The organism is Amycolatopsis sp. NPDC051758 (genome assembly GCF_044453095.1).
Classification (GTDB): domain Bacteria; phylum Actinomycetota; class Actinomycetes; order Mycobacteriales; family Pseudonocardiaceae; genus Amycolatopsis.
The window spans coordinates 945,745-966,714 of record NZ_JBITCJ010000001.1; the positions used below are offsets into that span (position 1 = coordinate 945,745).

Consider the following 20,970-nt stretch of genomic DNA (forward strand, 5'->3'; position numbering starts at 1 on the left):
AGCAGATGGTGTGGCTGTTCGGGCAGATCTGGCTGTGGCTGATCGTCGCCTTCGCCCTCGGCGCGCTCACGTCGTGGCTCGTGCTGCGCAGCGCGCAACGCCCCAAGCCCGAACCCGAGTTCGAGCCCGAATTCGAGCCCGAGCCGAGGTACGAGCCCGAGCCGCTCGCCGCCGAACAGACCCAGTTCATCCCGGCCGCGTGGGCGCAGGGCGGCCACGCCGACGACCACCGCTTCCCCGCCGAAGACGACGACCAGGAGCCCGAGCCCGCCGGCCACCGCGAGGGCCGGCTGCCGCTGCCGCCCCAGCGCGGGGCGCAGGCCGAGGACTGGCCCACCGAGGAGGAACCGGCCTGGCCCGAGTCCGAAGAGGCCACCCCGCAGTGGCCGCACCAGCCTGGGCGCGGCAGCTGACACCCATCCTGGTAAATTCGGCTACGCACTGTGAGCGAGGGCCAAGGAGGGGGTGACGTGGCGCTCCCCCATTGGACATCCCAGCAGGTCCTGCCCCCGGGCCGCCACGCGGGCGACCTCGCCGACGTCTACGAACGCCTGGTCTTCGACGCCCCGCACCAGAACGACCGCGAGATCCTGTTCAGCGCGCTCAACAGCTACCTCGGCGTCGCCCGGCGGATCATGCCGACCGGCCGCGCGTGGATCGGCGGCGAGCTCATCACCCGGACCGCGCACCCGCCGCGCAGCCTCGACGTCGTCCTCATCCCGGACGAGTGGGGCGCGCTCAAGCGGCTCGACGACGCCGGCCGGTCGGCGCTGTACGGCCTGCTCACCCTGCGCGGCGTGATCGTCGGGCAGCCCGCGATGTACCTCGACCAGGTCCAGCCGGTCGGCGGCATGCTCGACGGCTTCCTCTGCCGCCCCGGCGACGAGGACGTGTGGGCCGAGGTCTGGGCCGAAGGGGGCCGGGGTTACCCGGAGATGATCTGGTGAGGAACGAGTTCCGGCGCATCGCCGACGAGATCCCGGGCGGCACCTGGCTCGACGACCTGGCGCGCGCGTCGGCGATGGCGGCGAACGCCAAGTTCGAGCGCACGTCCCGCTCGCCGCTGCTGCACGTCTCGGTGATCGGCGAGCAGAGCATCGACGCCTACACCTTCTCCGACATCAGCCGGGCCCTGCAGGACGCGACCGCCAAGATCGGGCACATCATCCGGAACCCCTCCGGCGAGGTGACCATCGTCCAGCAGGCCGACCGCGACAAGGCGCCGCTGATCCAGCGCGGCCAGGCCGGCAACGCGATCTTCTTCGGCTTCCCCGAGCTCGAATCGGTCGATGACGCGCTGATCGTCGACGGCATCGAGACGCTGTCCGAGCGGGCCGTGAAGGAGCTGTGCGACTTCCTGCCGGCGAACGGCTCGGACGACGGCGCGCTCGACGCCGTGCTGCTCCAGCGCGACACCGTCCGCAACGCGGTGAGCGACATCGTCAACGCCGTCGCGAAGAACGCCGGCATCGGGATGGCGCTGACGCCGACGTCGGGCGAGCAGCTCACCCGCAGCATGACGACCGAGCAGGCGCGGATCCTGCAGGGCAGCCTCCGTGAATCGCGCGAGGCGGTCGGCTACGAGACGGTCAGCGGCCGGCTCGACGGCGTCCGCACCCGGCGCCGGATCTTCTACCTCGAGCGTGAGGGCGGCGGGACCATCCAAGGCGCGGTGGCGCCGGACCTGCTCGACAAGCTCAAGGAAAACCTCGACCGCCCGGTGACCGCGCGGCTGCGGGTCGTGCGCGCGACGACGATCGACGGCCGCCGCGGCCGTCCCGTTTTCGAACTGCTCGAGATCACGCCCGAAGTGAGCCTTTTCGACTGATGGGTCCGGTAGGCGACTTTCGCCGGGAGCGACGGCACCGACACTCGTCGTAGGCTCGACAGCGGTGTCCGACAGTGGGAACTCCGATATTCTTTCCATTGATCACCTGGTCACACCCTGCGCGCGATGTCAGGAAATCCCGATACCCGGCGTGAAATGGTGGGACAATGACTTTTTCCAGAATGTAACAATTTCGTTCTGGGCCACACTTATGGGTTAACGTCGTCGCACTCCCACCCGAAGGGGCCCGCATGATGACCGACCCGCAGTACCCGCCGACCACCGCGCGCCACGGCCGGCCGGCGCCGCCGGTGACGGCTACGGAGCGTCGTCAAGCGAACGCGAGGCCGGGCCGGAACATCCTGGCGATCGTCGGCCTGCTGCTCGGCGTGGCCGCCCTGGTCGTCACCTTCGTCCCGGACGTCGAGTTCGTCGCGTGGCCGCTGGGCGGACTCGGGCTGATCCTCGCGATCGTCGGATTGGTCCAGGTCAAGAAGGGCGCCGTGGGCGACCGCGGGCTGGCGATCACCGGCACCGCCGTCTCGGTCGTCGCCCTGCTCGCGGCGGGCGGGATGCTCCTGTACTCGACCTTCGCCGGAGCCGGCACGAGCGGGCTGCACCTGCCCGCGGTGGCCGGGGACAAGCACACCGTGGTCTTCGAGGTCACCTCCGCGGGCGGCGCGACCGTGCGTTACGGCAGCCTTTCGGACCAGCGCACGGAAAACGCGCCCGCGAGCACCGACGCGTGGCAGGGCCAGGCGTCCTACAACAATGGTTCGTACCTTTTGACGCTGACCGCGGACACCCGCGATTCGCAGACCAACAACGAAATTGCCTGCTCCATTCTCGTCGACGGCAAGAAGGTCGCGGAAAACAGCGGGACGACCATCGCGCTCTGCACGGCCAACGTGGGCTGAGGGCCTGACGACCGGCCGGCCTACCCCCATCTCGGCCGGCCGGGCCGCCACGAGCCGCTCCTGGCGGCTCCCGGCCCCGGGCGCGGTTTCCCGCGCGGGGCCCGGCGCCGGCGTCTCAGCCTGCCCCTCCCCTAGGGCTCTGCCGGCACCGCCGAACCTACGCGGACGCCGCCCGCGGGCACTAAGAATCCACTAAGGATTCACCGGCGGAGCCGGGGCCGTGACCCATTCGCAACCGAGATTCCCGCACCGCGAATCCGGCTCGCCGCGCCTGGTGCGCACCGCCCGAATGGACCGCGAAAACTTCACTGCAGTTCGGCGAGTTCGGTGCGGACCTCACCAACGAGCTTCGGGTGCACCCGCTCGTAAATGCGCACCGACAACGCGAGTTGTTCGCGGGCGCCGTCGATGTCGCCCTGGGCCCGCAGCACCCGGCCCAGGGTCAGCCGCAGCGCGCCCTCCCGCGCGACGAACTCGCGGCTGATCGCGAGGTCGATCGCCTCCCAGACGTGCTGCTCGGCCGCGGCGAGGTCCCCGGCCCGCAGGCTGAGCTCGGCCAGCCGGTCGAGCGAGCCGACCACCCGGTCGTCGTCCCCCAGCTCACGGTCGAGGCGCAGCCCGGCGAGCTGGTGGGTGATCGCGTCGGCCAGCCGGCCCGCCCGCTTCTCCGCCTGCGCGCAGCTGCTGAGCGCCTGACCGCGCAGCGTGACGTCCGGGGCCTCCGCGACGGCCTTGGTCAGCCGGTCGATCGCCTTCTCGTGCGCGCCGAGCCGGCTCAGCGCGCGGCCGAGGTGCAGGTCGGCGGAGGTGATCAGCCGCTCGTCGCGGCCGCCGGCGGACAGCTCCGCCGCCCGTTCGGCGTCGGCCAGGCCGTACCCCGGCAGCTCGAAGGTCAGCGCGATCTCGCACCGCGCGAGCCGCAGCCAGCACTGCCCGTCGACGTCGCCGGTGGCTTCGGCGGCGGCGACGCCGAGGTCGGCCATGCGGGTCCACTCGTCCAGCAGCGGGCAGGCGACGCGGTAGGTGTGCCCGATCCGGGCCAGCCGCCAGACGTCGTCGTACCGGCCGGCGGCGTACGCGGCGTCGAGGACGGCGAGCAGGTTCGGCCACTCGGCCGCGAACCAGTCCTGCGCCTCGGCGAAGCCGGCCAGCGACGGCATCGCCTCGTCGGCGAGCACCCCCGAGAAGTCGAGCGGGTCGGCGACCGGGCCCAGCCGGCGCCGCGCCCGGTCGGCGACGGCCTGGTAGTAGCGGACCGTCCAGCCGAGCGCCTCGTCACGCTCCTTCTCGTCGAGCTCCTGCTCCGCGAGTTCGCGCAGGTAGAGCCAGACGAGGTCGTGCGGGACGAAGACGTCGCGGGCGGTCTCGGCGATGAGGTTGTGCGCGGCCAGCGCGCGCAGCCGCCGCCGGGCCTCGGTCACCGGGATCTGCGCGACCGCGGCCATCACGTGCGGCCCGACCAGCACCCCGGGCACCGCGCCCAGCTGCAGGAACGTCTCGGCGATCTCGCCGGGCAGGCCGCGGAAGGAGACGTCGAACGCCGCGCGCACGCCGTCGTCGGCGCCGTCGACCTGCAACCCGGCCAGCCGGGTGCGCTCGTTGCCGAGCTCGTCGACCAGCTCTTCGGCGGTGCGCTGCGCGCTCGCCGAGAGCCGGGCGCCGGCGATCCGCAGCGCGAGCGGGAGGTAACCGCAGAGCCGCGCGAGGGCGTGGTTGAGGTCGGCCGGGCCGGCGAGCTCCTCGATGAGCAGCACGGCGTCGTCCGGCGCGAGCGTGCCGAGCACCCGCCGCTTGGCGGCGTTCGACACGGCGAGCCCGTCGAGGCGCGACCGGCTGGTCACCACGGTCATCGTCCGGGCGCTCGGCGGCAGCAGCGGGCGCACCTGCTCGGCGGTGCGGGCGTCGTCGAGCAGCACGAGCATCCGCCGTCCCGCGATCAGCGACCGGTACAGCGCGACGCGTTCGTGCAACAGCTCCGGGATCTTCGCGGTCTCGACGCCGAGGCCGAGCAGGAACTGCGTGAGCAACTCCGCGGGTTCCAGCGGTGGGTGGTGCGGGTCGAAGCCGCGCAGCGACGCGAACAGGACGCCGTCCGGGAACCGCCGTGCGACGCGGTGCGCCCACCACACGACCAGCGTGCTCTTGCCGACCCCGGCGGTGCCGGTGACGACGGCGATCGTGGTCTCGCCGGCCTCGGCCCGGGTGACCAGGCCGTCGAGCCAGGCCAGCTCTTCGGTCCGGCCGGCCAGGTTCGGCACCGCGGCGGGCAGCTGGGAGATCGCCTTCGCCGGCTCTTCGACCGGCGAGCGGGCGTCCTTGGCCGGGAGGTCGTCGTTGAGCACGCGCTCGTGGAGCCAGCGCAGCTCGGCGCCGGGCTCGACACCGAGGGTGCGCAGCGTGGCGCGGGAGACGGTCCGGTACAGCTCGAGCGCGTCACCGCGGCGCCCGGCGTGGTAGAGCGCGCGCATCAGCTGGCCCGCGGTTCGTTCGGCCAGCGGATCGGCCCGGACGATCGGGCTCAGCTCGACGATCAGCTCGGCGTGCCGGCCGAGCCCGAGGTCGGCGTCGACGCGGGCACCGTGCACGGCGAGGCGGAGGTCCTCGAGCTCGGGAGCCTGCAGCGAATCGGGCACCCCGCCCAGCGCCGGGCCCTGCCACAGCGCGAGGGCTTCGGCGAGCAGCGAAGCAGCCGTCTCCGGAGTGGCGGCCGACGCGCGCTCCAGCAGCGTCCGCACCCGGTGGACGTCGATCCGGTCGGGCTCGACGTCCAGGCGGTACCCCGGCGGGGTGGTGAGGATGCTCGGGCCGTCGACCTCGCGCAGGATCCGCCGCAGGTGGGAGACGTTGCCGTGGACGATGGTGCGGGCCGTCGCGGGCGGGTTGTGGCCCCAGAGCGCGTCGATGATGTCGTCGAGCCCCACGACCTTGCCGGGCTTCAGCGCCAGCAGCGCGAGCAGCCCGCGGACACCGGGGCCGCCGATCGGGACGGGGACGTCACCGTCGAAGAGCTGGACGGGCCCGAGCAGCTGCAACCGGGTTTCGGCCATGCTCGCGCCCACCTCCCCGGGGATCACGGTCTTCACCCGGCGTCTCCCTCGCCGGGAGAGTCAACCTACCGTGGTCACCGGCTGTCGAGCGGGGCCGGTACCAGGAGTTTTGGCGGTTCTGCGGATTCCGCAGCCGGGACGCGGGCGGGGTGCGGCATCCTCCGGAGCAGCCGGCCGCGGTCCGGACATGACACGACCCCGCACCATCGGTCCCGATCCGCTGGTGCGGGGTCGTGCTGGAACTCCGGCCGGGCCGCCAGGGGGCGCGGTCCGCCCGCCGTCACCGCCGGCGGCCGGGCGGGTGTGCTCACCCCGAGCGAAGCACCCGCCGCCAGTCGCCGGCGAAGACGTCTGTTGCGCGGACCACACGCCCGCGCGGTGGCGACACGGTAACAAAGCGCGCTGGATCAGTCACCGTCGGGCCCACCGCTTTTCGGGGGCTCCGGGTGGCGGAGCCCCCGGCCCGGGGCGAAGCCTCGGCACGACGCTGTGGGATTCAACGCGAAATCGGTGTCGAGTCGCGGCCGGCGATGAACGCGGGCCGCGGCGCACTCGCCGCGTACGGCTGCTCCAGGGCGTTTTCCACGCTGTTGAACACCAGGAAGACGTTCGAGCGCGGGTACGGCGTGATGTTGTTGCCGGAGCCGTGCATGATGTTCGAGTCGAACCACAACGCCGAGCCGGCCTGACCGGTGAACTGGTCGATGCCGTACTCGGCCGCCATCTTGGTGATGTCGTCCTCGCCCGGGACGCCCACCCGCTGGTCCTTGAGCGAGCTCTTGTAGTTGTCGTCCGGCGTCTCACCGGCGCACTGGACGAACGTCCGGTGCGAGCCCGGCATGATCATCAGCCCGCCGTTGTACGGGTAGTTGTCGGTCAGCGCGATGGAGCAGCTGACCGCGCGCGGGGCCGGCATGCCGTCTTCCGCGTGCCAGGTTTCGAAGTCCGAGTGCCAGTAGAACCCGCTGCCCTTGAACCCGGGCATGTAGTTCACCCGGCTCTGGTGGACGTAGACGTCCGACCCGAGCAGCTGGCGCGCCCGGTCGAGCACACGCGGGTCGAGCACCAGCTCCGAGATCAGGTCCGAGATCACGTGGACGTCGAAGATCGACCGGACTTCACCGGTCCTCGCCTCGGTGATCACGCGCTCGTCCCGGGCCAGCTCCCGGTCCGACGACAGCCGCACCAGCTCCTGCCAGTACGTCTGGACCTCGCCGACCGAGAGCATGTCGTCGACCACCGTGTAGCCGCGGGTCTCGTGGTTGGCCAGCGTGGCGGCGTCGATCGGGCCGTCGGCCTCGGTACCCCACACCGTGGGGTGCACGCGCGGCAGCTGCGCCGGCGTACCGGTGATCCGGGTCGGGTAACCGTCGTCGACCCGGGTGTCCGTCAGCGTCACGGGCTTCGCCTCCTGTTTTCCTCTCCGGTGGTTTACTGGTCCTCGGTCACCAGCGGGTACACGCCGTTCTCGTCGTGCACCTCACGGCCGGTCACCGGGGGGTTGAACACGCACACGCACTTGATCTCGGTCTTCGGGCGGACCTGGTGCTTGTCGTGGTCGTTCAGCAGGTACAGCGTGCCGGGCTTGAGGTCGTACACCTTGCCGGTGGCGAGGTCCTCGATCTCACCCTCGCCGGAGGTGACGAACACCGCCTCGATGTGGTTGGCGTACCAGAAGTCGTTGACCGTTCCCGCGTACAGCGTGGTCTCGTGCACCGAGAAGCCGACGCCCTCCTTGGCCAGGATGATGCGCTTGCTGCGCCAGTTCGGGGTCTTGATGTCGGCGTCGGTGTCGGTCACCTCGTCGAGTGTGCGGACGAGCACGGGCGAACTCCTTTACTTCTTCAGGACGGCCTTGATGGACTCGTCGATGGTCGACAGGCCCTGGGTCAGCTCGTCGTCGGTCAGGGTGAGCGGCGGCAGGAGCTTCATCACTTCGCCGTCGGGTCCGGAGGTTTCCATCAGCAGGCCGCGCGCAAACGCTTCGGCGCAGACGCGGCCGGCCAGGTCGCCGTTCTCGAACTCGAGGCCGCGCGCCAGGCCGCGGCCCTTGGCGACCAGGTTCGCGTCCGGGTAGGCCTCGACGATGCCGGAGAACGCGGCGGCGATGCGCTCGCCCTTCGCCTTGGTCGACTTCTCGAGCTCGTCGTCGCTCCAGTAGACGTCGATCGCTTCCTTGGCGGTGACGAACGCCGGGCTGATGCCGCGGAAGGTGCCGTTGTGCTCGCCGGGCTCCCAGACGTCGAGCTCCGGCTTGATCAGCGTCAGCGCCATCGGGATGCCGTAGCCGCCGATGGACTTCGACAGGCAGACGATGTCCGGCTTGATCCCGGCGTCCTCGAAGCTGAAGAACGGCCCGGTGCGGCCGCAGCCCATCTGGACGTCGTCGAGGATCAGCAGGATGTTGTGGCGCTTGCAGAGGTCGTCGAGGCCCTTCAGCCACTCCAGGCGCGCGGCGTTGATGCCGCCCTCGCCCTGGACGCCTTCGACGATCACCGCGGCCGGCTCGTTGAGCCCGCTGCCGGAGTCTTCGAGGAGCTTCTCGAAGTAGAGGAAGTCCGGCATCGCGCCGTCGAAGTACGCGTCGTACGGCATCGGGGTGGCGTGCACCAGCGGGACGCCGGCGCCGCCGCGCTTCATCGAGTTGCCGGTGACCGACAGCGCGCCGAGCGTCATGCCGTGGAAGGCGTTGGTGAAGTTGATGACCGACTCCTTGCCGGTCACCTTGCGCGCCAGCTTCAGCGCCGCCTCGACGGCGTTCGCGCCACCCGGACCCGGGAACACGACCTTGTAGTTCAGGTCGCGCGGGTCGAGGATCTTGTCGCGGAAGCTCTGCAGGAAGTCGCGCTTGGCCACGGTGAACATGTCCAGCGCGTGCGTGACGCCGTCACGCTGGATGTAGTCGATCAGGGCCTGCTTCAGCTGCGGGTTGTTGTGCCCGTAGTTCAGCGCGCCGGCCCCGGCGAAGAAGTCCAGATAGGGCTTTCCGCTCTCGTCGTAGAGCCACGCGCCCTGCGCGCGGTCGAACACGACCGGCCAGCCGCGGCTGTAGCTGCGGACCTCGGATTCGAGCTCTTCGAAGATGCTCATGACGTTTCTTTTCTCCTACTCGCCCGGATCTTTGCGTGCCGACAGCGGACCGATGCGGTAAAGCTCTTCGGCCAGGTGCCCGGCTTCGGGGAATTCCTCCGCACCGAACAGCACGCTGGTTTCGGTCCCGGTGTTCCACCGCTTCGCGAACGACGTGAACAGCCGGATGGACGCTTCGTTGTCCGGGGTGATGGTGGTCTCGAGGTAACGCACCCCTTGGTCGACCAGGCGGGTGTACAGCCCGTCGAGCAGGGCCCCGGCCAGGCCCTTCCCGCGTTGTGACGCGTCGACCGCGACCTGCCAGACGAGCGCGGCCTCGGGCGCGTCCGGCCTGCGGTAGGCGATGACGAATCCGACCGCCTTGCCGTCCTCACGCGCGACCACCGATGTCTCGGCGAAATCGCGGCACCACAGCATGTATGCATACGGCGAGTTGAGATCGAGCTTGGCGGAATCGCGCGCGATTCGCCACAGCTGCGCGCCGTCGGCCTTGGTCGGGGATTCGATCAAGTGCGTTACGGACATACTCAGGAAACGTAACAGAGAATTTTCCGCTCGCCAGCGATGCAGGTCACGGCACCCGTTATGACCTGGGACGACGCGGGGTACCCGGTGAGGAGTCCCACAAACATGTTTGAAGTGGACGGTGCCGGGGCACACGGGCGCCTGGGTCGCGCACCCGTGGCTCGCGACCTACCCGCACCATGAACCCATTCGCCGGTGATCGCAAGGCGACGGGCCGTATTCGTGCCTGCCGCGGCTACTTGCCCGGCTGGGTCTGCCGGTGGCGGAGGCGGCGCCACACCCCGCTCACCGGCATCACCACCGCCGGCAGGATCAGCAGGCCGGACACCACGAGCCACCACACCGCGCCGTCGCCGCGCCGCCAGCCCGCGACGACGTTGCCGAGCCAGCCGAAGAACGGCTGGGCGAGCGGCGGCAGGAACGCGGCCAGCAGCAGCGCCGCCACGACCAGGACCCCCAGCACCCCGAACAGCCGTCTCGGCGTGCGTCCCATCGTGAGCAGCGCCGTGGCCAGGTAGACGACCGCGCCCGCCAGCACCGGGAGGCCGATCCACTGCAGGATCGCGCCGCCGCTGTCGCCGATCACCAGCCCGGCCAGCAGCGCCAGCACACCGGCCGCCAGTGAGCCCGGGGTGCCCAGGCGGGACGCGCTCTGCGTGACCTTCGCCGTGCTCCTGGCGACCGTCCGCAGGAGACCCGCGACCGTCCGCGGCCAGCCGCCGGGCAGCCGGAACGCCACCGTCCCGGCGTTGACCGTCGCGGCGCCGAGCTTGACCAGCGTGCGGGTCAGCTGCGCCGTGCCCTGTTCGCCGGCGAGCTTCTCCGCCGACACCTGGCAGGCCTGAAAGACGCGCTGAGCGGCGGACGCGTCGGCGATCGGCTGCGCGGCCCGCGCCCGGAACCCCGCCGAGGCCGCGCCGCTGCACCCGCTCACCTTGACGTCGGCGCCCGCCTGCGTCGCGACGACCGGGAGCTCTTCCGCGGCGATCTCCGCCTGGCGCGTGCGGGCCAGCACCATCGCCGTCACCGGCATGCTGACCGGCCGGTCGGTCCCGAACCCGACCGGCTTCAGCCCCGAGTCCAGCCCGAGGAACGCCAGTTCGGCGTCGAGCTGGGCGGTCAGCTGCTGCAGCTCGGCGGGCTCGCCGTTGTCCTCGCGGTCCGGCGCGCGCCAGAGCGGGGTGAGCACCGCGACCAGCTCGTCGCGGAAGGTCTCCGGCCCGGCGAGGTCGCGCAGGGTCTCCAGCCGCTGCGGGTCGAGCAGGCACTGCACCAGCCAGCCGGCGCCGTCGACGCGGCCCCACATCCAGTCGCTCGCGCGCCACGACGACTTGTAGAACGCGCCGAAGTAGTCGGCCTGCATCCCGGTCAGCTTGTCCCACGACCGGCGCCGCTTCAGGTCCAGCAGCGTCCGCGAATCGGCGCTGACCTGCACGAGCTCGACCCGCTGGTCGACCGACGGCGCCTGGGCGAGCAGCCCTCGTGTCGCGACGTGCAGGCCGAGCAGCCGGCCCTGGACGACGTCGTCAGCACCGTCGGGCAGCGCCAGCCAGTCCAGCAGCGTCTGCACCGTGTCGTCTTCCGCCGTTCCTGTCAGCATCCGCAACGTCGGCGTCGCGGCCCGCAGCGCCGTGACGACCAACGGCCACGCCTCCGCGAGCACGTCCGAGCGGCCGAGCCCGGCCCACTCCTCGGACAGTTCGCGGATCCACACTTCGAGGGTGCTGCTCGCGCCGGGCCCGTCGTGCGCGGCGATCCACTGCGCCAGCCGCACGCTGCGAGCCGACTTCTTCCGCGCCGCGTGCAGCCCCGCGCGTGCGTTGTTGAGCTCCTTCGCCTGCGTGGGGTCGGGGCCGAGCCGGAAGCCGGCGTTGATCAGCTGCAGCCCGGTCGCGACGGCGTCGTCGAGCGCGCTCGTGCGGTAGGCGACGAGGTCCGGCACGGTCATGCCGGTCGACGGCGGCTCGGGCGGGATGCCGCTGCTCAGCCCGGTCACGGCGACCGCGCGCAGCTGCTGCGACATGCCCGACGCCCACTCGCGGTCCTCGGTGTCCACATCGGACAGTGCGTAACGGCGGGTGGCGGCCTGGACCAGCTCGGCGGCGTCCTCCGCGGTCCGCCGGTCCAGGTAGGCGGTGGCCAGCCGCCGGTCGATCAGGCACTCCGGGCCGCCGCGCAGCCCGAGCGCCGCCAGCGAGACGCGGGTGTCGCGGGTCCGGACGACGGCGTCGTTGTGCCGGGTCAGGTCCTCGAGCTCGGCGCTGATCGACTGGCTCATCACCGTCGAGACGACCTTGCTCATCGCGTTCGACAGCAGCGGCGGGTCCGCCGGGTCGCAGGCGACCTCGGTGACCTCCCGTTCACCGGTCGGCACGACGTAGAGCAGCAGCCGCCGGACGTCCGCGTGGGACGGGCGTTCGAAGATCTCGCGCAGCGCCGGCCGCAGCGGCTTGTTGACCAGCACCCCGCCGTCGGTCAGCCAGTGCGACCGGGTCAGGTCGGTGTAGGCGGTCATGTCGGGGTGCAGCTCGTCGGCGCACTCGGCGCCGATCGGCAGCCGGGAAAGCTCGAAGGCGCCGGGGAACGACGCGGTGGAGCGCGCGGCGAGCGCCAGCGGTCCCTGCACCCCTTGCGTCCACAGTGGCCCTTCGAAGCGGAAGAGCATGCGGTGTTCGGTGTCCCGCACCAGGTTCCCGAGCGCGTCGTCGAACCGGGTCGTCTCACCGTCGATCATGGTGCCGGTGAGCAGCACGGTGACGTCCGGCGCTTCGGCGGGCGGCGTGCCGGGGTCGGTGATCTGGTGCAGGGCCTGTTCGAGATCACCGAGCAGCACGCGATCGCCGTCGAGGATCGACCGCGGCTGCGCCTCCGCCGGGTCGCGGACGAGGTTCTCCAGCGAGCCGATCTTGATCCAGGTGTCGCGCAGCACCTGGGGGGTGGAGCCGAAGGCCTCCGCCAGCCCCAGGCAGGCGGCGTTGATGCCGCCGGCGCTGGTGCCGGTCAGGACGTCGATCGACACCGTCGCGCGCAGCAGGTCGAGGAGCTTCCGGTAGAGCCCCGGCTCGGTGTCACCGCGGGACTCCCGCAGCAGCTGCGACGTTTCGGTGGCGACACCACCCATCCAGATGGCGAGGCTGGCGCCCCCCACCATGGTCATGGCCAGCCGGATCTCCTGCGGCCACGGTTCCGCTGAGTCAGCCATGGGGCTCCCCTGCCCGTCGTCGTCACTGCCGACGCAGATTAGAGGCGGAAGGTGAGCCCGGGGATACGTACAGGTGTACGGCCGTTCGGGTGGACTTGTTCGGCCGTCAGGCGGCCACGGTGACCACCACCTTGCCGAACTGGCCGTTCGCCTCGAGGTGGCGGTGCGACTCGGCGACGTCGGTGAGGTCGAACGTGCGGTCCAAGCGCGGCCGGAACGTCCCCGCGCGCACGCCGGCGCGGACGAAGTGCTCCGCGCGGGCCAGCCGCCCGGGGTCCATGGTCAGGTCGAACGCGTTGAACAGCCGCATGGTCGGCACGAACCACAGCGGGAACGGCGTTTCCTTCGTGTCGAGCGCGCCGTAGACCACCAGCGTCCCGCCCTTCGCGGTCGCGCCGGCGAGTGCGCGCACGCCCTCCCCGGCGACGGCGTCGAAGACGAACTCGGCGCCGCGGCCGCCGGTGATTTCCAGCGTGCGCGCGGTGACGTCCTCGTCCTCGGTGACGATCACGTGCGCCGCACCGGCTTCGAGGAGCCGCTGCTTCTTCGCCGCGGTGCGCGTGGCGGCGATCGGGACGGCGCCGATGTGGTTGGCGACGTCGATCGTGGCGAGCCCGACGCTGCTCGAAGCGGCGGTGATCAGCACGAAGTCACCGGGACGCACGTGTCCCTCGTCGACGAGCGCGCCGTACGCGGTGAGGAACGGCCCCCACAGTGCCACGGTTTCGATCGCGTCGAGCCCTTCCGGGCGGCGGAGCACGGCGGCCGCGGGCACGATCGCCGCCTCGCCGTAGACGCCGTAGTCCCGCATCGAGAAGCCCGCGACGGTGCTGATCGCGTCGCCGACCCGGAAGCCGCCGACGCCGTCGCCGAGGGCCTCGACGGTTCCGGACGCCGAGTAGCCGAGCTTCGCCGGGAACTCGTCGGGGCGCTCGAAGTAGGTGCCCGAGCGGAACATCGCCTCGGCCCGGTTGAGCCCGATCGCCTCGACCCGCAGCCGCAGTTCGCCGGGGCCCGGCGCGCCGAGGTCGACGTCCACGAGCTCCAGCACTTCCGGTCCGCCTTCGGCCGCGAACCGCACTGTCTTCGTCATTCCTGGTTCCTTTCTCCGAGGTGCCGGAATCGATCGTGGACCGGATGCGTTTCCGCTGGAAGACGGCACTTTCCTGGTACGACGGCACACGTCTGTTACGAACGAGGTCACGGCGATGGACAACACCGAAACTCCCCCGGCCGACATGTGCTCGCTGCGCGAGGTCCTCGACCTGGTCGGCGACAAGTGGGCGATCCGGGTCCTGGTCCAGCTCGGCGGCGGGCCCCGGCGGTTCAGCGAACTGGAGCGCGCCCTGGACGGCGTCTCCCGGCGGATGCTGTCGCTGACGTTGCGCGGTCTCGAGCGCAACGGCTTGGTGACGCGGAAGGTCTACCCGGAGGTCCCGCCCCGGGTGGAGTACACGATGACACCGCACGCGGCGGAGCTGGACGAGCCGCTGCACGCGCTCTCGGCGTGGGCGGCGAAGCACCGGGCGAAGGTCGGCGCGGCGCGGCTGGCGTACGACGCCTAAGCGGCCAGGTGCTCCAGCAGCAGGACCTGCGCTTCACCGACCGCGAAGCCCAGCACCGCGCCCGTCGCGATCAGGATCCATTCGTCCTGCTCGAACGCCGGGCGCAGCAGCCGCTCGAACTCGTGCGGGGACAGCTGCTTCATCTTCGACACCAGGACGTTGCGGATGTCCATCGCGTCGGTCGCGTAGTCCTCGATGTAGCGCATCGTCTCCGGCAGCCGGTTCATGATCTGCTCGGCGATCGACAGCTTCATGTCCTGGTACTTCCGGCTGCCCACGGCGAACACCAGCAACGGCTTCGCGACGCTGACCTGCCGGCCGAGCTCGACGTCGAGCTGGCGCTGGATCAGCGCGAGCACCCGGTCGGACAGCGGGCCGTGCAGGATGGCCTCGATGACGTTGTGCGGGGTGATGATCTCCTTCGCGATCAGCTCGCCGTACGCCTCCGCGACCTCCGCGCGCCGCTTGAGGAACAGGCCCTGCCACTCGATGCCGAAGTACCTGCGGGGCTCGATCGGGAAGAAGATCATCCGCAGCGCGAGCCAGTCGGTGAACCAGCCGGTGAACAGGCCGAACAGCGGCATGATCAGCGGGAACTTGAACAACACCCAGGCGACCATCTGGATCACGCCGATCGCGCCGCCGAACACCAGGCCCGACCGGGCGATGAACTTGAACTCCTTCGCGCCCGCCTCCTGGAAGATCCGGTTCAGCAGGCGCTTGTCCTTGACCAGGCTGGTGACCACCATGCCCTTGAGGTCGAACACACTGTCCACATCGGACTTGATCAGGTCGAGCACGGCGGCGACCATGCGCGGCGACTCGTGCTGGACACGCTCGATCACCAGCCGCTGGACCCGCACCGGCAGCGATTCCCAGAGCCCCGGCTGGTAGTGCCCGGCCACCTCGCGGACGATGTCCTCGACCCCCGCGAGCAGCGGTTTCTCGATCTCTTGGGCGATCCGGGAAGCGTCCAGCCGCGCGACCACCTCGGCCGGCTTGATCAGCTGCTCGGTCATCGTGTCGCAGGCGATGCTCGCCATCCGCGCAGCGCGCTTCGGCACGATGCCCTGCCAGCCGAGGAACGGCTTGATGCCGATGAACTCCACCGGCTGGAACATCATCCGGATCGCGACGAGCTTGGTGCCGTAGCCGATCAGCGCGGCGACGATCGGGATCGAGACGTACAGGGGCCAGTGCTGCGCGAAGTCGGCGACGATGCCGGCGAGGAACGACCCCATCCGCTAACCGAAGCTCGGATCGCAGGCCTGCCAGAACTCCGCGCCGAGGCGGGAGATGTGGATCGTGCGCTTGACGAACTTGGCCCGCTTGACGTGCTTCTCCGCGTCACGCACGGTCTCGTCGGTCATCAGGATCTCGTACTGCGTCTCCAGCGCCGGGACCTCTTCGTCGAGGTCGATCAGGCCGAGCCCGATCAGCCGGGTGACGTAGCCGGGCACCTGGTCGGGCAGCGACACCCCGGCCGCCTTGCCGACCGTCGAGGCGTTGCGCAGCACGAGCCGGCCCGCGGCGCCGAGGCCGGTGCGCTCGGCGACGTCGATCGTGGGGAACGGCGAGCCGTCGGACAGCGCCGACAGGATGCGGGCCTCGTCCGGCGTCAGCTGGCGCAGGATGATCGCGTAGAAGTACTCGCGGGCGCGCTCGCGCCCGAAGCCGATGGAGTGGTTGAGCAGCTCGGCCATCGCGGCGCGCAGCGGCTCGGTGTGGTTGTCGCGCGCCGGCACGATGGTGACCGAGGCTTCGACCTTGCCGGGCACCGCCGGGCGGTTCATCGCGGAAGCCGCGGTCAGCGCCGCGTGGTACGGGTCGTCGACCTCGTCGAGGCGGCGGCGCAGCTCGGCCAGCAGCTGGCGCTCGACCTGCCGCACCCCGCGTTCGGCGGTCTCCACGCCGGGCAGCCGGCGCGTGAACGCGAACCCGGTGCGCGCGGCCCAGCCGGCCAGCTGACCGGCGCGGCGGGCCAGGTCGGCCACCTCGTCCCCGGTGCCCCGGCCGTTCGGTCGCTCTGCGTTCACGGGCGGACTCCCCTCTGCTTACGGGCTGATGCTACCTGCGGGTAGGCCGAATGGTCGTGTGACGACCGGCATGATGTGCGCATGAATCCTTGGGGCCCGCCGATCGACGTCCTCCCGTTCTTCTCGAAGGAAGAACAAGCCCTGATGACGCTGCTCGGCGCGCTGACCGACGAAGACTGGGAGCGCCCGACGATGTGCGCGGGCTGGTCGGTCAAGGACATCGCCGCGCACCTGCTCGGCGACAAGGTCGGCCGGCTGTCCCGCGGCCGCGACGGGCACACCTCGGATGCCCCCCGCCCGGGTGAGTCCTTCCCCCACTTCATCAACCGCATCAACGAGGAGTGGGTCGTCGCCTGCCGCCGCCTCTCGACGGACGTCCTGCTCACGATGCTGTACGAGTTCATGGGCCAGACCACCGAGTACTGGGCGAAGCTCGACCTCGACGTCCTGGGTGAGCCGGTGAGCTGGGCGGGTGCCGGGCCGGCGCCGCGCTGGCTCGACGCGGCCCGCGACTATTCGGAGTTCTGGGTCCACCACGTCCAGCTCCGCGAAGCCCTGGAGCACACGCCGCTGGAGGCCGAGTACGCCGAGCCGATCGCCGACACGTTCGTCCGCGCGCTGCCGCTCACCCTGCGCGACGTCGACGCCCGCGTCGGCAAGCAGGTCGGCTACACGGTGACCGGCAAGGGCGGCGGCAAGTGGCACGCCCGCCGCGAGCGCGACGGCTGGGTCCTGGACCGCGGCGCCCCGCCGTCGCGCACCCCGCTGGCCACCGTGACGACGGACCTGGACACGTTCTGGCGGCTGTGCACCCGGAACGCGGCCGACCTCGGCCGGGTGAAGACCTCGGGCGACGAAAGCGTTTGCGCGAAGGTCCTGGAAATGACCTCGATCATCGTCTGACCCGTCACTTTCGCCAGGAAAGATGCGTCTGAGGGGCCTCCGGACGCATCTTTCCTAGGGAAAGTGACGCCTCAGCGGGGGCGGCGGGCCTGCTTCCGCAGCTGCAGGATCCGGGCGCCGCCGATCAGCGCGACCAGCACCGCGCCGCCGATGGCCGAGAACAGCATCGCGATGGCCAGCGGCAGGCTGCCTTCGGCGCCGAAGAAGTGCACCGTCGCCGGGTCGAGGTTCTGCAGGATGAAGACCAGCAGCACGACCAGCACGAGCAGGCCGGCGATCACCGCGACCCAGGTGCCGCTGATCCGCGTCGGCCGGCTCCGGCCCTTGGCGGTCGAGCCGGCCCGGGCGGGCGCCGGCCGCACCGGTGTCACCTCTTCCGGCCCCGGGCGCACGTCGCCGGCGCGCAGTTCGGCGGGTTCCAGCGCACCCTCGGGCACCTCGGATCCGGGCAGGTCGTGGTGTGTGGGGCCGGTGGGGCGGTCGGCCGCGTCCCCGCGCGCGTGGGTCATGTCACCAGTGTCCGTCCAGCACGCGGGGAGCGCTGCGTCAAACCCCCTAACGGGCGAAGCCGTCGACCTCGCGGAGGACGCGGAGCGTGTTCTTCCCGGCCAGCTTCGCGCAGTCCTCGTCACTCCAGCCACGTTCGAGCAGCGCCGCGAACAGCACCGGGTACTTCGACGTGTCCTCCAGCCCCTCCGGCAGCGAACCGACGCCGTCGTAGTCGCCGCCGAGGCCGATGTGGTCGATCCCGGCCACCTCGCGGGCGTGCTCGACGTGCGCGACGACGTCGTCGACGGTCGCCTTCGGCTTGGCCGGGGCGTTCCACTCCGCGACGAACTTCCCGCGCTGGTCGAGGTTCCGGTAGTCCAGGCCGGCCTCCGCCATGGCGGCCTTGAGCTTCTCGTCCCAGGCCGTGACCTTCGGCGAGACGAACGCCGGCACGAAGGTGGTCATCGCGACCCCGCCGTTGCCGGGCAGCATCGCGAGGACGTCGTCGGGGATGTTGCGCGGGTGGTCGTTCACCGCGGTGCACGAGGAGTGGCTGAAGATCACCGGCACCGAGCTGACCTCGATGGCCGCGCGCATCGTCGACGGCGCGACGTGCGAAAGGTCCACCATCATGCCGATCTTGTTCATCTCGCGCACGACGTCGCGGCCGAACTCGGTGAGCCCGCCGTGGGCCGGCTCGTCGGTGCCCGAGTCGGCCCAGGTGGTGTTGAAGTTGTGCGTCAGCGTCATGTAGCGGACGCCGAGGCGGCGCAGGATCCGCAGCACACCGAGCGACTCCGCGATGCTGTGCCCGCCCTCGGCGCCGAGCAGCGACGCGATCCGGCCGTCGGCGAACGCGGCTTCGGCCTCGTCCGCGGTATCGACCAGCCGGAGCCGGTCGGGGTAGCGCTCGGCCAGCTGGTAGACGACCTCGATCTGTTCCAGCACCGCGGTCACGGCGCTGTGGCCTTCGAACTCACACGGCACGTACACCGACCAGAACTGCATGCCGAGCTTCCCGTCCGCGAGCTTCGGGAAGTCGGTGTGCAGGGCCGGCTGCCGGACGGTCAGGTCCAGCGACGCGGCCGCCTCGACCGGGTTCGGGCCACCGTGCTGCCGCAGCTCCCACGGCAGGTCGTTGTGCCCGTCGGCGAGGATGGCCGAGTCCAGCAGTTTGACAGCACGCTGTAGTGCCTCGTTAGTCATCACCCGATCGTAGGGTGAGCCGATATACGCTCCGTACAAACGCTAACCCTTGATCCACTTCGCGGCGGCGCGGACACCGTCCACAGTGATCTGATGGCCACCGGGGTGGCGCTGCGTGACGACGTCGGCACCGCGTTCGCGCAGTAGCCCGATCAGCTCTTCGGTGGACGCCAGCGGCGCCATCGGGTCGTGTTCGCCGTTGGCCAGGAAGACGCGGGACGCGGACAAGTCCAGCTCAGGCGGCTCCGGGACCGGCGACATCGCCGCGAACAGCGCGGCTTCGCCCACCACCTCGGGCCGCAGCAAAACCACCGCGGCGGCGATGTTCGCACCGTTCGAGAAGCCGACGGCGACCAGCCGCCGGTCGCCGAACCCGTACTCCTCCCGGGCCGCGACGACGAAGTCCGCGAGCTGGTGCGCCCGTTTCACGACGTCTTCGTGGTCGAACACGCCTTCGGCGAGCCGCCGGAACCAGCGCGGCGCGCCGTGCTCCGACACCGGGCCGGCCGGGGCCAGCACGGCGGAGTCCGGGCTCAGCTCGCGCGCCAGGCCGAGCAGGTCGTCCGGGCTGCCACCGGTGCCGTGCAGCAGGAGCAGCACCGGCGCGTCCGGCGACCCCTCGGCGTACTTGTGCTCCAGCGTCATCACAGCTCCGGGTTGTTTTCGGCGGGGAGGTTCAGCTTGGGCAGCATGTGCCGGATCTCTTCGCGGCGCGGCTCCAGCCACGGCGGCAGCTTGAGCGCGCGGCCCAGCTCCAGCAGCGGCTCGTCGATGGCGAAGCCCGGTTCGTCGGTCGCGACCTCGAGGAGCGTGCCGCCCGGCTCGCGAAAGTAGATCGAGCGGAAGTACTGCCGGTCCAAAATGGACGTCACGTTGACCCCTCGGTCGACGAGCTCCTCGCGCCAGGTCTTCTGCGTCGCCTCGTCCGGCGCGCGCCAGGCCACGTGGTGCACGGTGCCGGCGGCGACCAGCCCGCGCGGCGCGTCCGGCGTCACGAGGACGTCGACCAGCGCGCCCGGCCCGCCTTCCCCGGCGGCGAACCGCAGGCGGTTGCCGTCCTGGGTGGCGAAGCTGAGGCCGAGGCCGTCGGTGAGCATGCCCGCGGTGGCGTCTTCCTTCGTCACCGAGAGCGTCACCGAGTGCAGGCCGCGGACGGCGTGCTCGGCCGGGACCAGCTCGGTGTCCCACGGGTCGCGCGGGTCGCCCTGCGGGTGCGCGACGAGGGCGAGCTGCAAGCCATCGGGGTCGCGGAAGGTCAGGGTGTCCTCGTGGTCGGCGTTGCGGACTTCACCGGTCTCGATGCCCTGGGCGCCGAGGTGCTGCTTCCACCAGCCGATCGAGGACTCGGGGATGGAGAACGACGTGGTGGTCGCCTGACCGGTGCCGTGGCGGCCGCTCGGCGCGTCGGGCCAGGGGAAGAAGGTCATCAGCGAGCCCGGTTTGCCCGAGCTGTCGCCGTAGTAGAGGTGGTAGGTGCCGGGATCGTCGAAGTTCACCGTCGTCTTCACCAGGCGCAGGCCGAGGGTCCGCAGGTAGAAGTCGGCGTTGCGCTGGGGGTCGCCGCCGATGGCGGTGACGTGGTGCAGGCCGGACGTCTTGATCGACATGATTGCCTCCTGGGCTCAAGGTAACCGGAGAACCTCTCGCGCGCAAGATATATTCCGTGCAGACTTTCGGGTAGGCTGACGCGGTGGATCCCAAGACCGACGACGACGAGATCGTCACCTGGTGGGGCCTGGTCATCGAGGGGTACCTGGCCACCCAGGACAAGCTGATGGGCGAGATCGCCGAGCGCTTCGGGCTCGCACCTGCGTCGTTCGACATCCTGATCCGGCTGGTCCGCTCGCCCGAGCACCGGATGCCGATGACGCGGCTGGCCACGGAAGCCGCGCTGTCCAGCGGCGGGTTCACGAAGGTGGCGGACCGCCTGGTGGCGGCCGACCTGATCTGCCGCGTGCCGAGCCCGGACGACCGCCGTGTCACGTTCGCGTCCCTGACCGACCACGGCCTGGAAGTCGCGAACAAGGCCCGCGAGGCGGCCGCGGACATCCTGCGCCGCATCGTGCTGACCCCGCTGGGTGACGACGCGGCGGCACTCGCGGAAGCCATGCGGACACTGCGCGCGTTCAACACCGATCGTTGAAAAAGCCCTGCTGGTCAGG

Annotated in this window: 20 protein-coding genes; 7 read left to right on the forward strand and 13 right to left on the reverse strand. The window is 70.9% G+C overall.

Features of this window, described 5'->3' with window-relative positions; all coding sequences use genetic code 11:
• The first annotated feature begins 5 nt into the window (after window positions 1–5).
• From ACIA5G_RS04945 to ACIA5G_RS04960, 4 genes are all read left to right on the forward strand, one after another.
• Complete coding sequence (locus ACIA5G_RS04945) at window positions 6–413, forward strand: hypothetical protein (RefSeq protein WP_395920885.1); 408 nt, start codon at window positions 6–8, stop codon at window positions 411–413.
• Window positions 414–470: 57 nt separating this feature from the next.
• Window positions 471–947 (forward strand): DUF6932 family protein, encoded by a 477-nt coding sequence (locus tag ACIA5G_RS04950; RefSeq protein ID WP_395920886.1) that lies wholly within the window; start codon window positions 471–473, stop codon window positions 945–947.
• Entirely contained in the window at window positions 944–1,828 is an 885-nt protein-coding gene (locus ACIA5G_RS04955) for a hypothetical protein (protein WP_395920887.1), read from the forward strand. Before ACIA5G_RS04950 ends, ACIA5G_RS04955 begins: the two co-directional genes overlap by 4 nt.
• Before the next feature lie 251 nt (window positions 1,829–2,079).
• Complete coding sequence (locus tag ACIA5G_RS04960; protein WP_395920888.1) at window positions 2,080–2,745, forward strand: DUF4190 domain-containing protein; 666 nt, start codon at window positions 2,080–2,082, stop codon at window positions 2,743–2,745.
• 305 nt (window positions 2,746–3,050) lie between these two features.
• Here ACIA5G_RS04960 and ACIA5G_RS04965 read toward each other — a convergent pair whose 3' ends face one another.
• From ACIA5G_RS04965 to ACIA5G_RS04995, 7 genes are all read right to left on the reverse strand, one after another.
• A complete protein-coding gene (locus ACIA5G_RS04965) occupies window positions 3,051–5,792 on the reverse strand; it encodes a BTAD domain-containing putative transcriptional regulator (RefSeq protein WP_395921889.1) in 2,742 nt (913 codons plus the stop codon).
• 496 nt (window positions 5,793–6,288) lie between these two features.
• Window positions 6,289–7,191 carry an ectoine hydroxylase gene (gene thpD / locus ACIA5G_RS04970; RefSeq protein WP_395920889.1) on the reverse strand — a complete coding sequence of 301 codons (903 nt, stop codon included), beginning with the start codon at window positions 7,189–7,191 and terminating at the stop codon, window positions 6,289–6,291.
• A 32-nt stretch (window positions 7,192–7,223) separates the two neighbouring features.
• A complete protein-coding gene (locus ACIA5G_RS04975) occupies window positions 7,224–7,616 on the reverse strand; it encodes an ectoine synthase (RefSeq protein ID WP_395920890.1) in 393 nt (130 codons plus the stop codon).
• Window positions 7,617–7,628: 12 nt separating this feature from the next.
• Window positions 7,629–8,882 carry a diaminobutyrate--2-oxoglutarate transaminase gene (gene ectB, locus ACIA5G_RS04980; protein ID WP_395920891.1) on the reverse strand — a complete coding sequence of 418 codons (1,254 nt, stop codon included), beginning with the start codon at window positions 8,880–8,882 and terminating at the stop codon, window positions 7,629–7,631.
• Window positions 8,883–8,897: 15 nt separating this feature from the next.
• On the reverse strand, window positions 8,898–9,452 hold the full coding sequence (ectA, locus tag ACIA5G_RS04985) for a diaminobutyrate acetyltransferase (RefSeq protein WP_395921890.1): 555 nt from the start codon (window positions 9,450–9,452) through the stop codon (window positions 8,898–8,900).
• Between the two features lie 190 nt (window positions 9,453–9,642).
• Window positions 9,643–12,609, reverse strand: coding sequence for a patatin-like protein (locus ACIA5G_RS04990; RefSeq protein ID WP_395920892.1), 2,967 nt, complete (start codon window positions 12,607–12,609; stop codon window positions 9,643–9,645).
• 106 nt (window positions 12,610–12,715) lie between these two features.
• Window positions 12,716–13,702 carry a zinc-dependent alcohol dehydrogenase family protein gene (locus ACIA5G_RS04995; protein WP_395920893.1) on the reverse strand — a complete coding sequence of 329 codons (987 nt, stop codon included), beginning with the start codon at window positions 13,700–13,702 and terminating at the stop codon, window positions 12,716–12,718.
• 115 nt (window positions 13,703–13,817) lie between these two features.
• Here ACIA5G_RS04995 and ACIA5G_RS05000 point away from each other — a divergent pair, with 115 nt between their 5' ends.
• Window positions 13,818–14,174: a winged helix-turn-helix transcriptional regulator gene (locus ACIA5G_RS05000; protein ID WP_395920894.1), complete on the forward strand. Its 357-nt coding sequence runs from the start codon at window positions 13,818–13,820 to the stop codon at window positions 14,172–14,174.
• On the opposite strand, the gene ACIA5G_RS05005 is transcribed toward ACIA5G_RS05000, so the two are convergent.
• Complete coding sequence (locus ACIA5G_RS05005; RefSeq protein ID WP_395920895.1) at window positions 14,171–15,415, reverse strand: DUF445 domain-containing protein; 1,245 nt, start codon at window positions 15,413–15,415, stop codon at window positions 14,171–14,173. The two genes, ACIA5G_RS05000 and ACIA5G_RS05005, sit on opposite strands and share 4 nt — an antisense overlap.
• Window positions 15,416–15,418: 3 nt before the next feature.
• Window positions 15,419–16,210: an Abi-alpha family protein gene (locus ACIA5G_RS05010; RefSeq protein ID WP_395920896.1), complete on the reverse strand. Its 792-nt coding sequence runs from the start codon at window positions 16,208–16,210 to the stop codon at window positions 15,419–15,421.
• Window positions 16,211–16,291: 81 nt separating this feature from the next.
• Between ACIA5G_RS05010 and ACIA5G_RS05015 the strand changes: the two genes are divergently transcribed.
• Entirely contained in the window at window positions 16,292–17,113 is an 822-nt protein-coding gene (locus tag ACIA5G_RS05015; protein ID WP_395920897.1) for a maleylpyruvate isomerase family mycothiol-dependent enzyme, read from the forward strand.
• Between the two features lie 71 nt (window positions 17,114–17,184).
• Here the strand turns inward: ACIA5G_RS05015 and ACIA5G_RS05020 are convergent, their stop codons facing one another.
• The 4 genes from ACIA5G_RS05020 to ACIA5G_RS05035 are packed head-to-tail and all read right to left on the reverse strand — an operon-like array spanning window position 17,185 to window position 20,415.
• Window positions 17,185–17,622 (reverse strand): lipopolysaccharide assembly LapA domain-containing protein, encoded by a 438-nt coding sequence (locus tag ACIA5G_RS05020; protein ID WP_395920898.1) that lies wholly within the window; start codon window positions 17,620–17,622, stop codon window positions 17,185–17,187.
• Window positions 17,623–17,668: 46 nt separating this feature from the next.
• The gene (locus ACIA5G_RS05025; protein ID WP_395920899.1) at window positions 17,669–18,808 is read right to left on the reverse strand and encodes a dipeptidase; all 1,140 of its coding nucleotides are present in this window, start codon (window positions 18,806–18,808) and stop codon (window positions 17,669–17,671) included.
• 42 nt (window positions 18,809–18,850) lie between these two features.
• Window positions 18,851–19,453, reverse strand: a complete 603-nt coding sequence (locus tag ACIA5G_RS05030) for an alpha/beta hydrolase (protein ID WP_395920900.1) — start codon at window positions 19,451–19,453, stop codon at window positions 18,851–18,853.
• Window positions 19,453–20,415: a ring-cleaving dioxygenase gene (locus ACIA5G_RS05035; RefSeq protein WP_395920901.1), complete on the reverse strand. Its 963-nt coding sequence runs from the start codon at window positions 20,413–20,415 to the stop codon at window positions 19,453–19,455. Before ACIA5G_RS05035 ends, ACIA5G_RS05030 begins: the two co-directional genes overlap by 1 nt.
• A gap of 83 nt (window positions 20,416–20,498) precedes the next feature.
• On the opposite strand from ACIA5G_RS05035, the gene ACIA5G_RS05040 reads away from it, so the two are divergent.
• Entirely contained in the window at window positions 20,499–20,951 is a 453-nt protein-coding gene (locus tag ACIA5G_RS05040; RefSeq protein WP_395920902.1) for a MarR family winged helix-turn-helix transcriptional regulator, read from the forward strand.
• Window positions 20,952–20,970 lie beyond the last annotated feature (19 nt).

Excerpts from the sequence above, each read along its gene's own strand:
- ACIA5G_RS04945 (WP_395920885.1), top strand. The coding sequence starts at position 6 with ATGGTGTGGCTGTTCGGGCAGATCTGGCTGTGGCTGATCGTCGCCTTC.
- ACIA5G_RS04990 (WP_395920892.1), bottom strand. The coding sequence starts at position 12,609 with ATGGCTGACTCAGCGGAACCGTGGCCGCAGGAGATCCGGCTGGCCATG.
- ACIA5G_RS05015 (WP_395920897.1), top strand. The coding sequence starts at position 16,292 with ATGAATCCTTGGGGCCCGCCGATCGACGTCCTCCCGTTCTTCTCGAAG.
- ACIA5G_RS04995 (WP_395920893.1), bottom strand. The coding sequence starts at position 13,702 with ATGACGAAGACAGTGCGGTTCGCGGCCGAAGGCGGACCGGAAGTGCTG.
- ACIA5G_RS05025 (WP_395920899.1), bottom strand. The coding sequence starts at position 18,808 with ATGACTAACGAGGCACTACAGCGTGCTGTCAAACTGCTGGACTCGGCC.
- ACIA5G_RS05030 (WP_395920900.1), bottom strand. The coding sequence starts at position 19,453 with ATGACGCTGGAGCACAAGTACGCCGAGGGGTCGCCGGACGCGCCGGTG.
- ectB (WP_395920891.1), bottom strand. The coding sequence starts at position 8,882 with ATGAGCATCTTCGAAGAGCTCGAATCCGAGGTCCGCAGCTACAGCCGC.
- ACIA5G_RS05035 (WP_395920901.1), bottom strand. The coding sequence starts at position 20,415 with ATGTCGATCAAGACGTCCGGCCTGCACCACGTCACCGCCATCGGCGGC.
- ACIA5G_RS04960 (WP_395920888.1), top strand. The coding sequence starts at position 2,080 with ATGATGACCGACCCGCAGTACCCGCCGACCACCGCGCGCCACGGCCGG.
- ACIA5G_RS04965 (WP_395921889.1), bottom strand. The coding sequence starts at position 5,792 with ATGGCCGAAACCCGGTTGCAGCTGCTCGGGCCCGTCCAGCTCTTCGAC.
- ACIA5G_RS05000 (WP_395920894.1), top strand. The coding sequence starts at position 13,818 with ATGGACAACACCGAAACTCCCCCGGCCGACATGTGCTCGCTGCGCGAG.
- ACIA5G_RS05020 (WP_395920898.1), bottom strand. The coding sequence starts at position 17,622 with ATGACCCACGCGCGCGGGGACGCGGCCGACCGCCCCACCGGCCCCACA.
- ACIA5G_RS05005 (WP_395920895.1), bottom strand. The coding sequence starts at position 15,415 with ATGGGGTCGTTCCTCGCCGGCATCGTCGCCGACTTCGCGCAGCACTGG.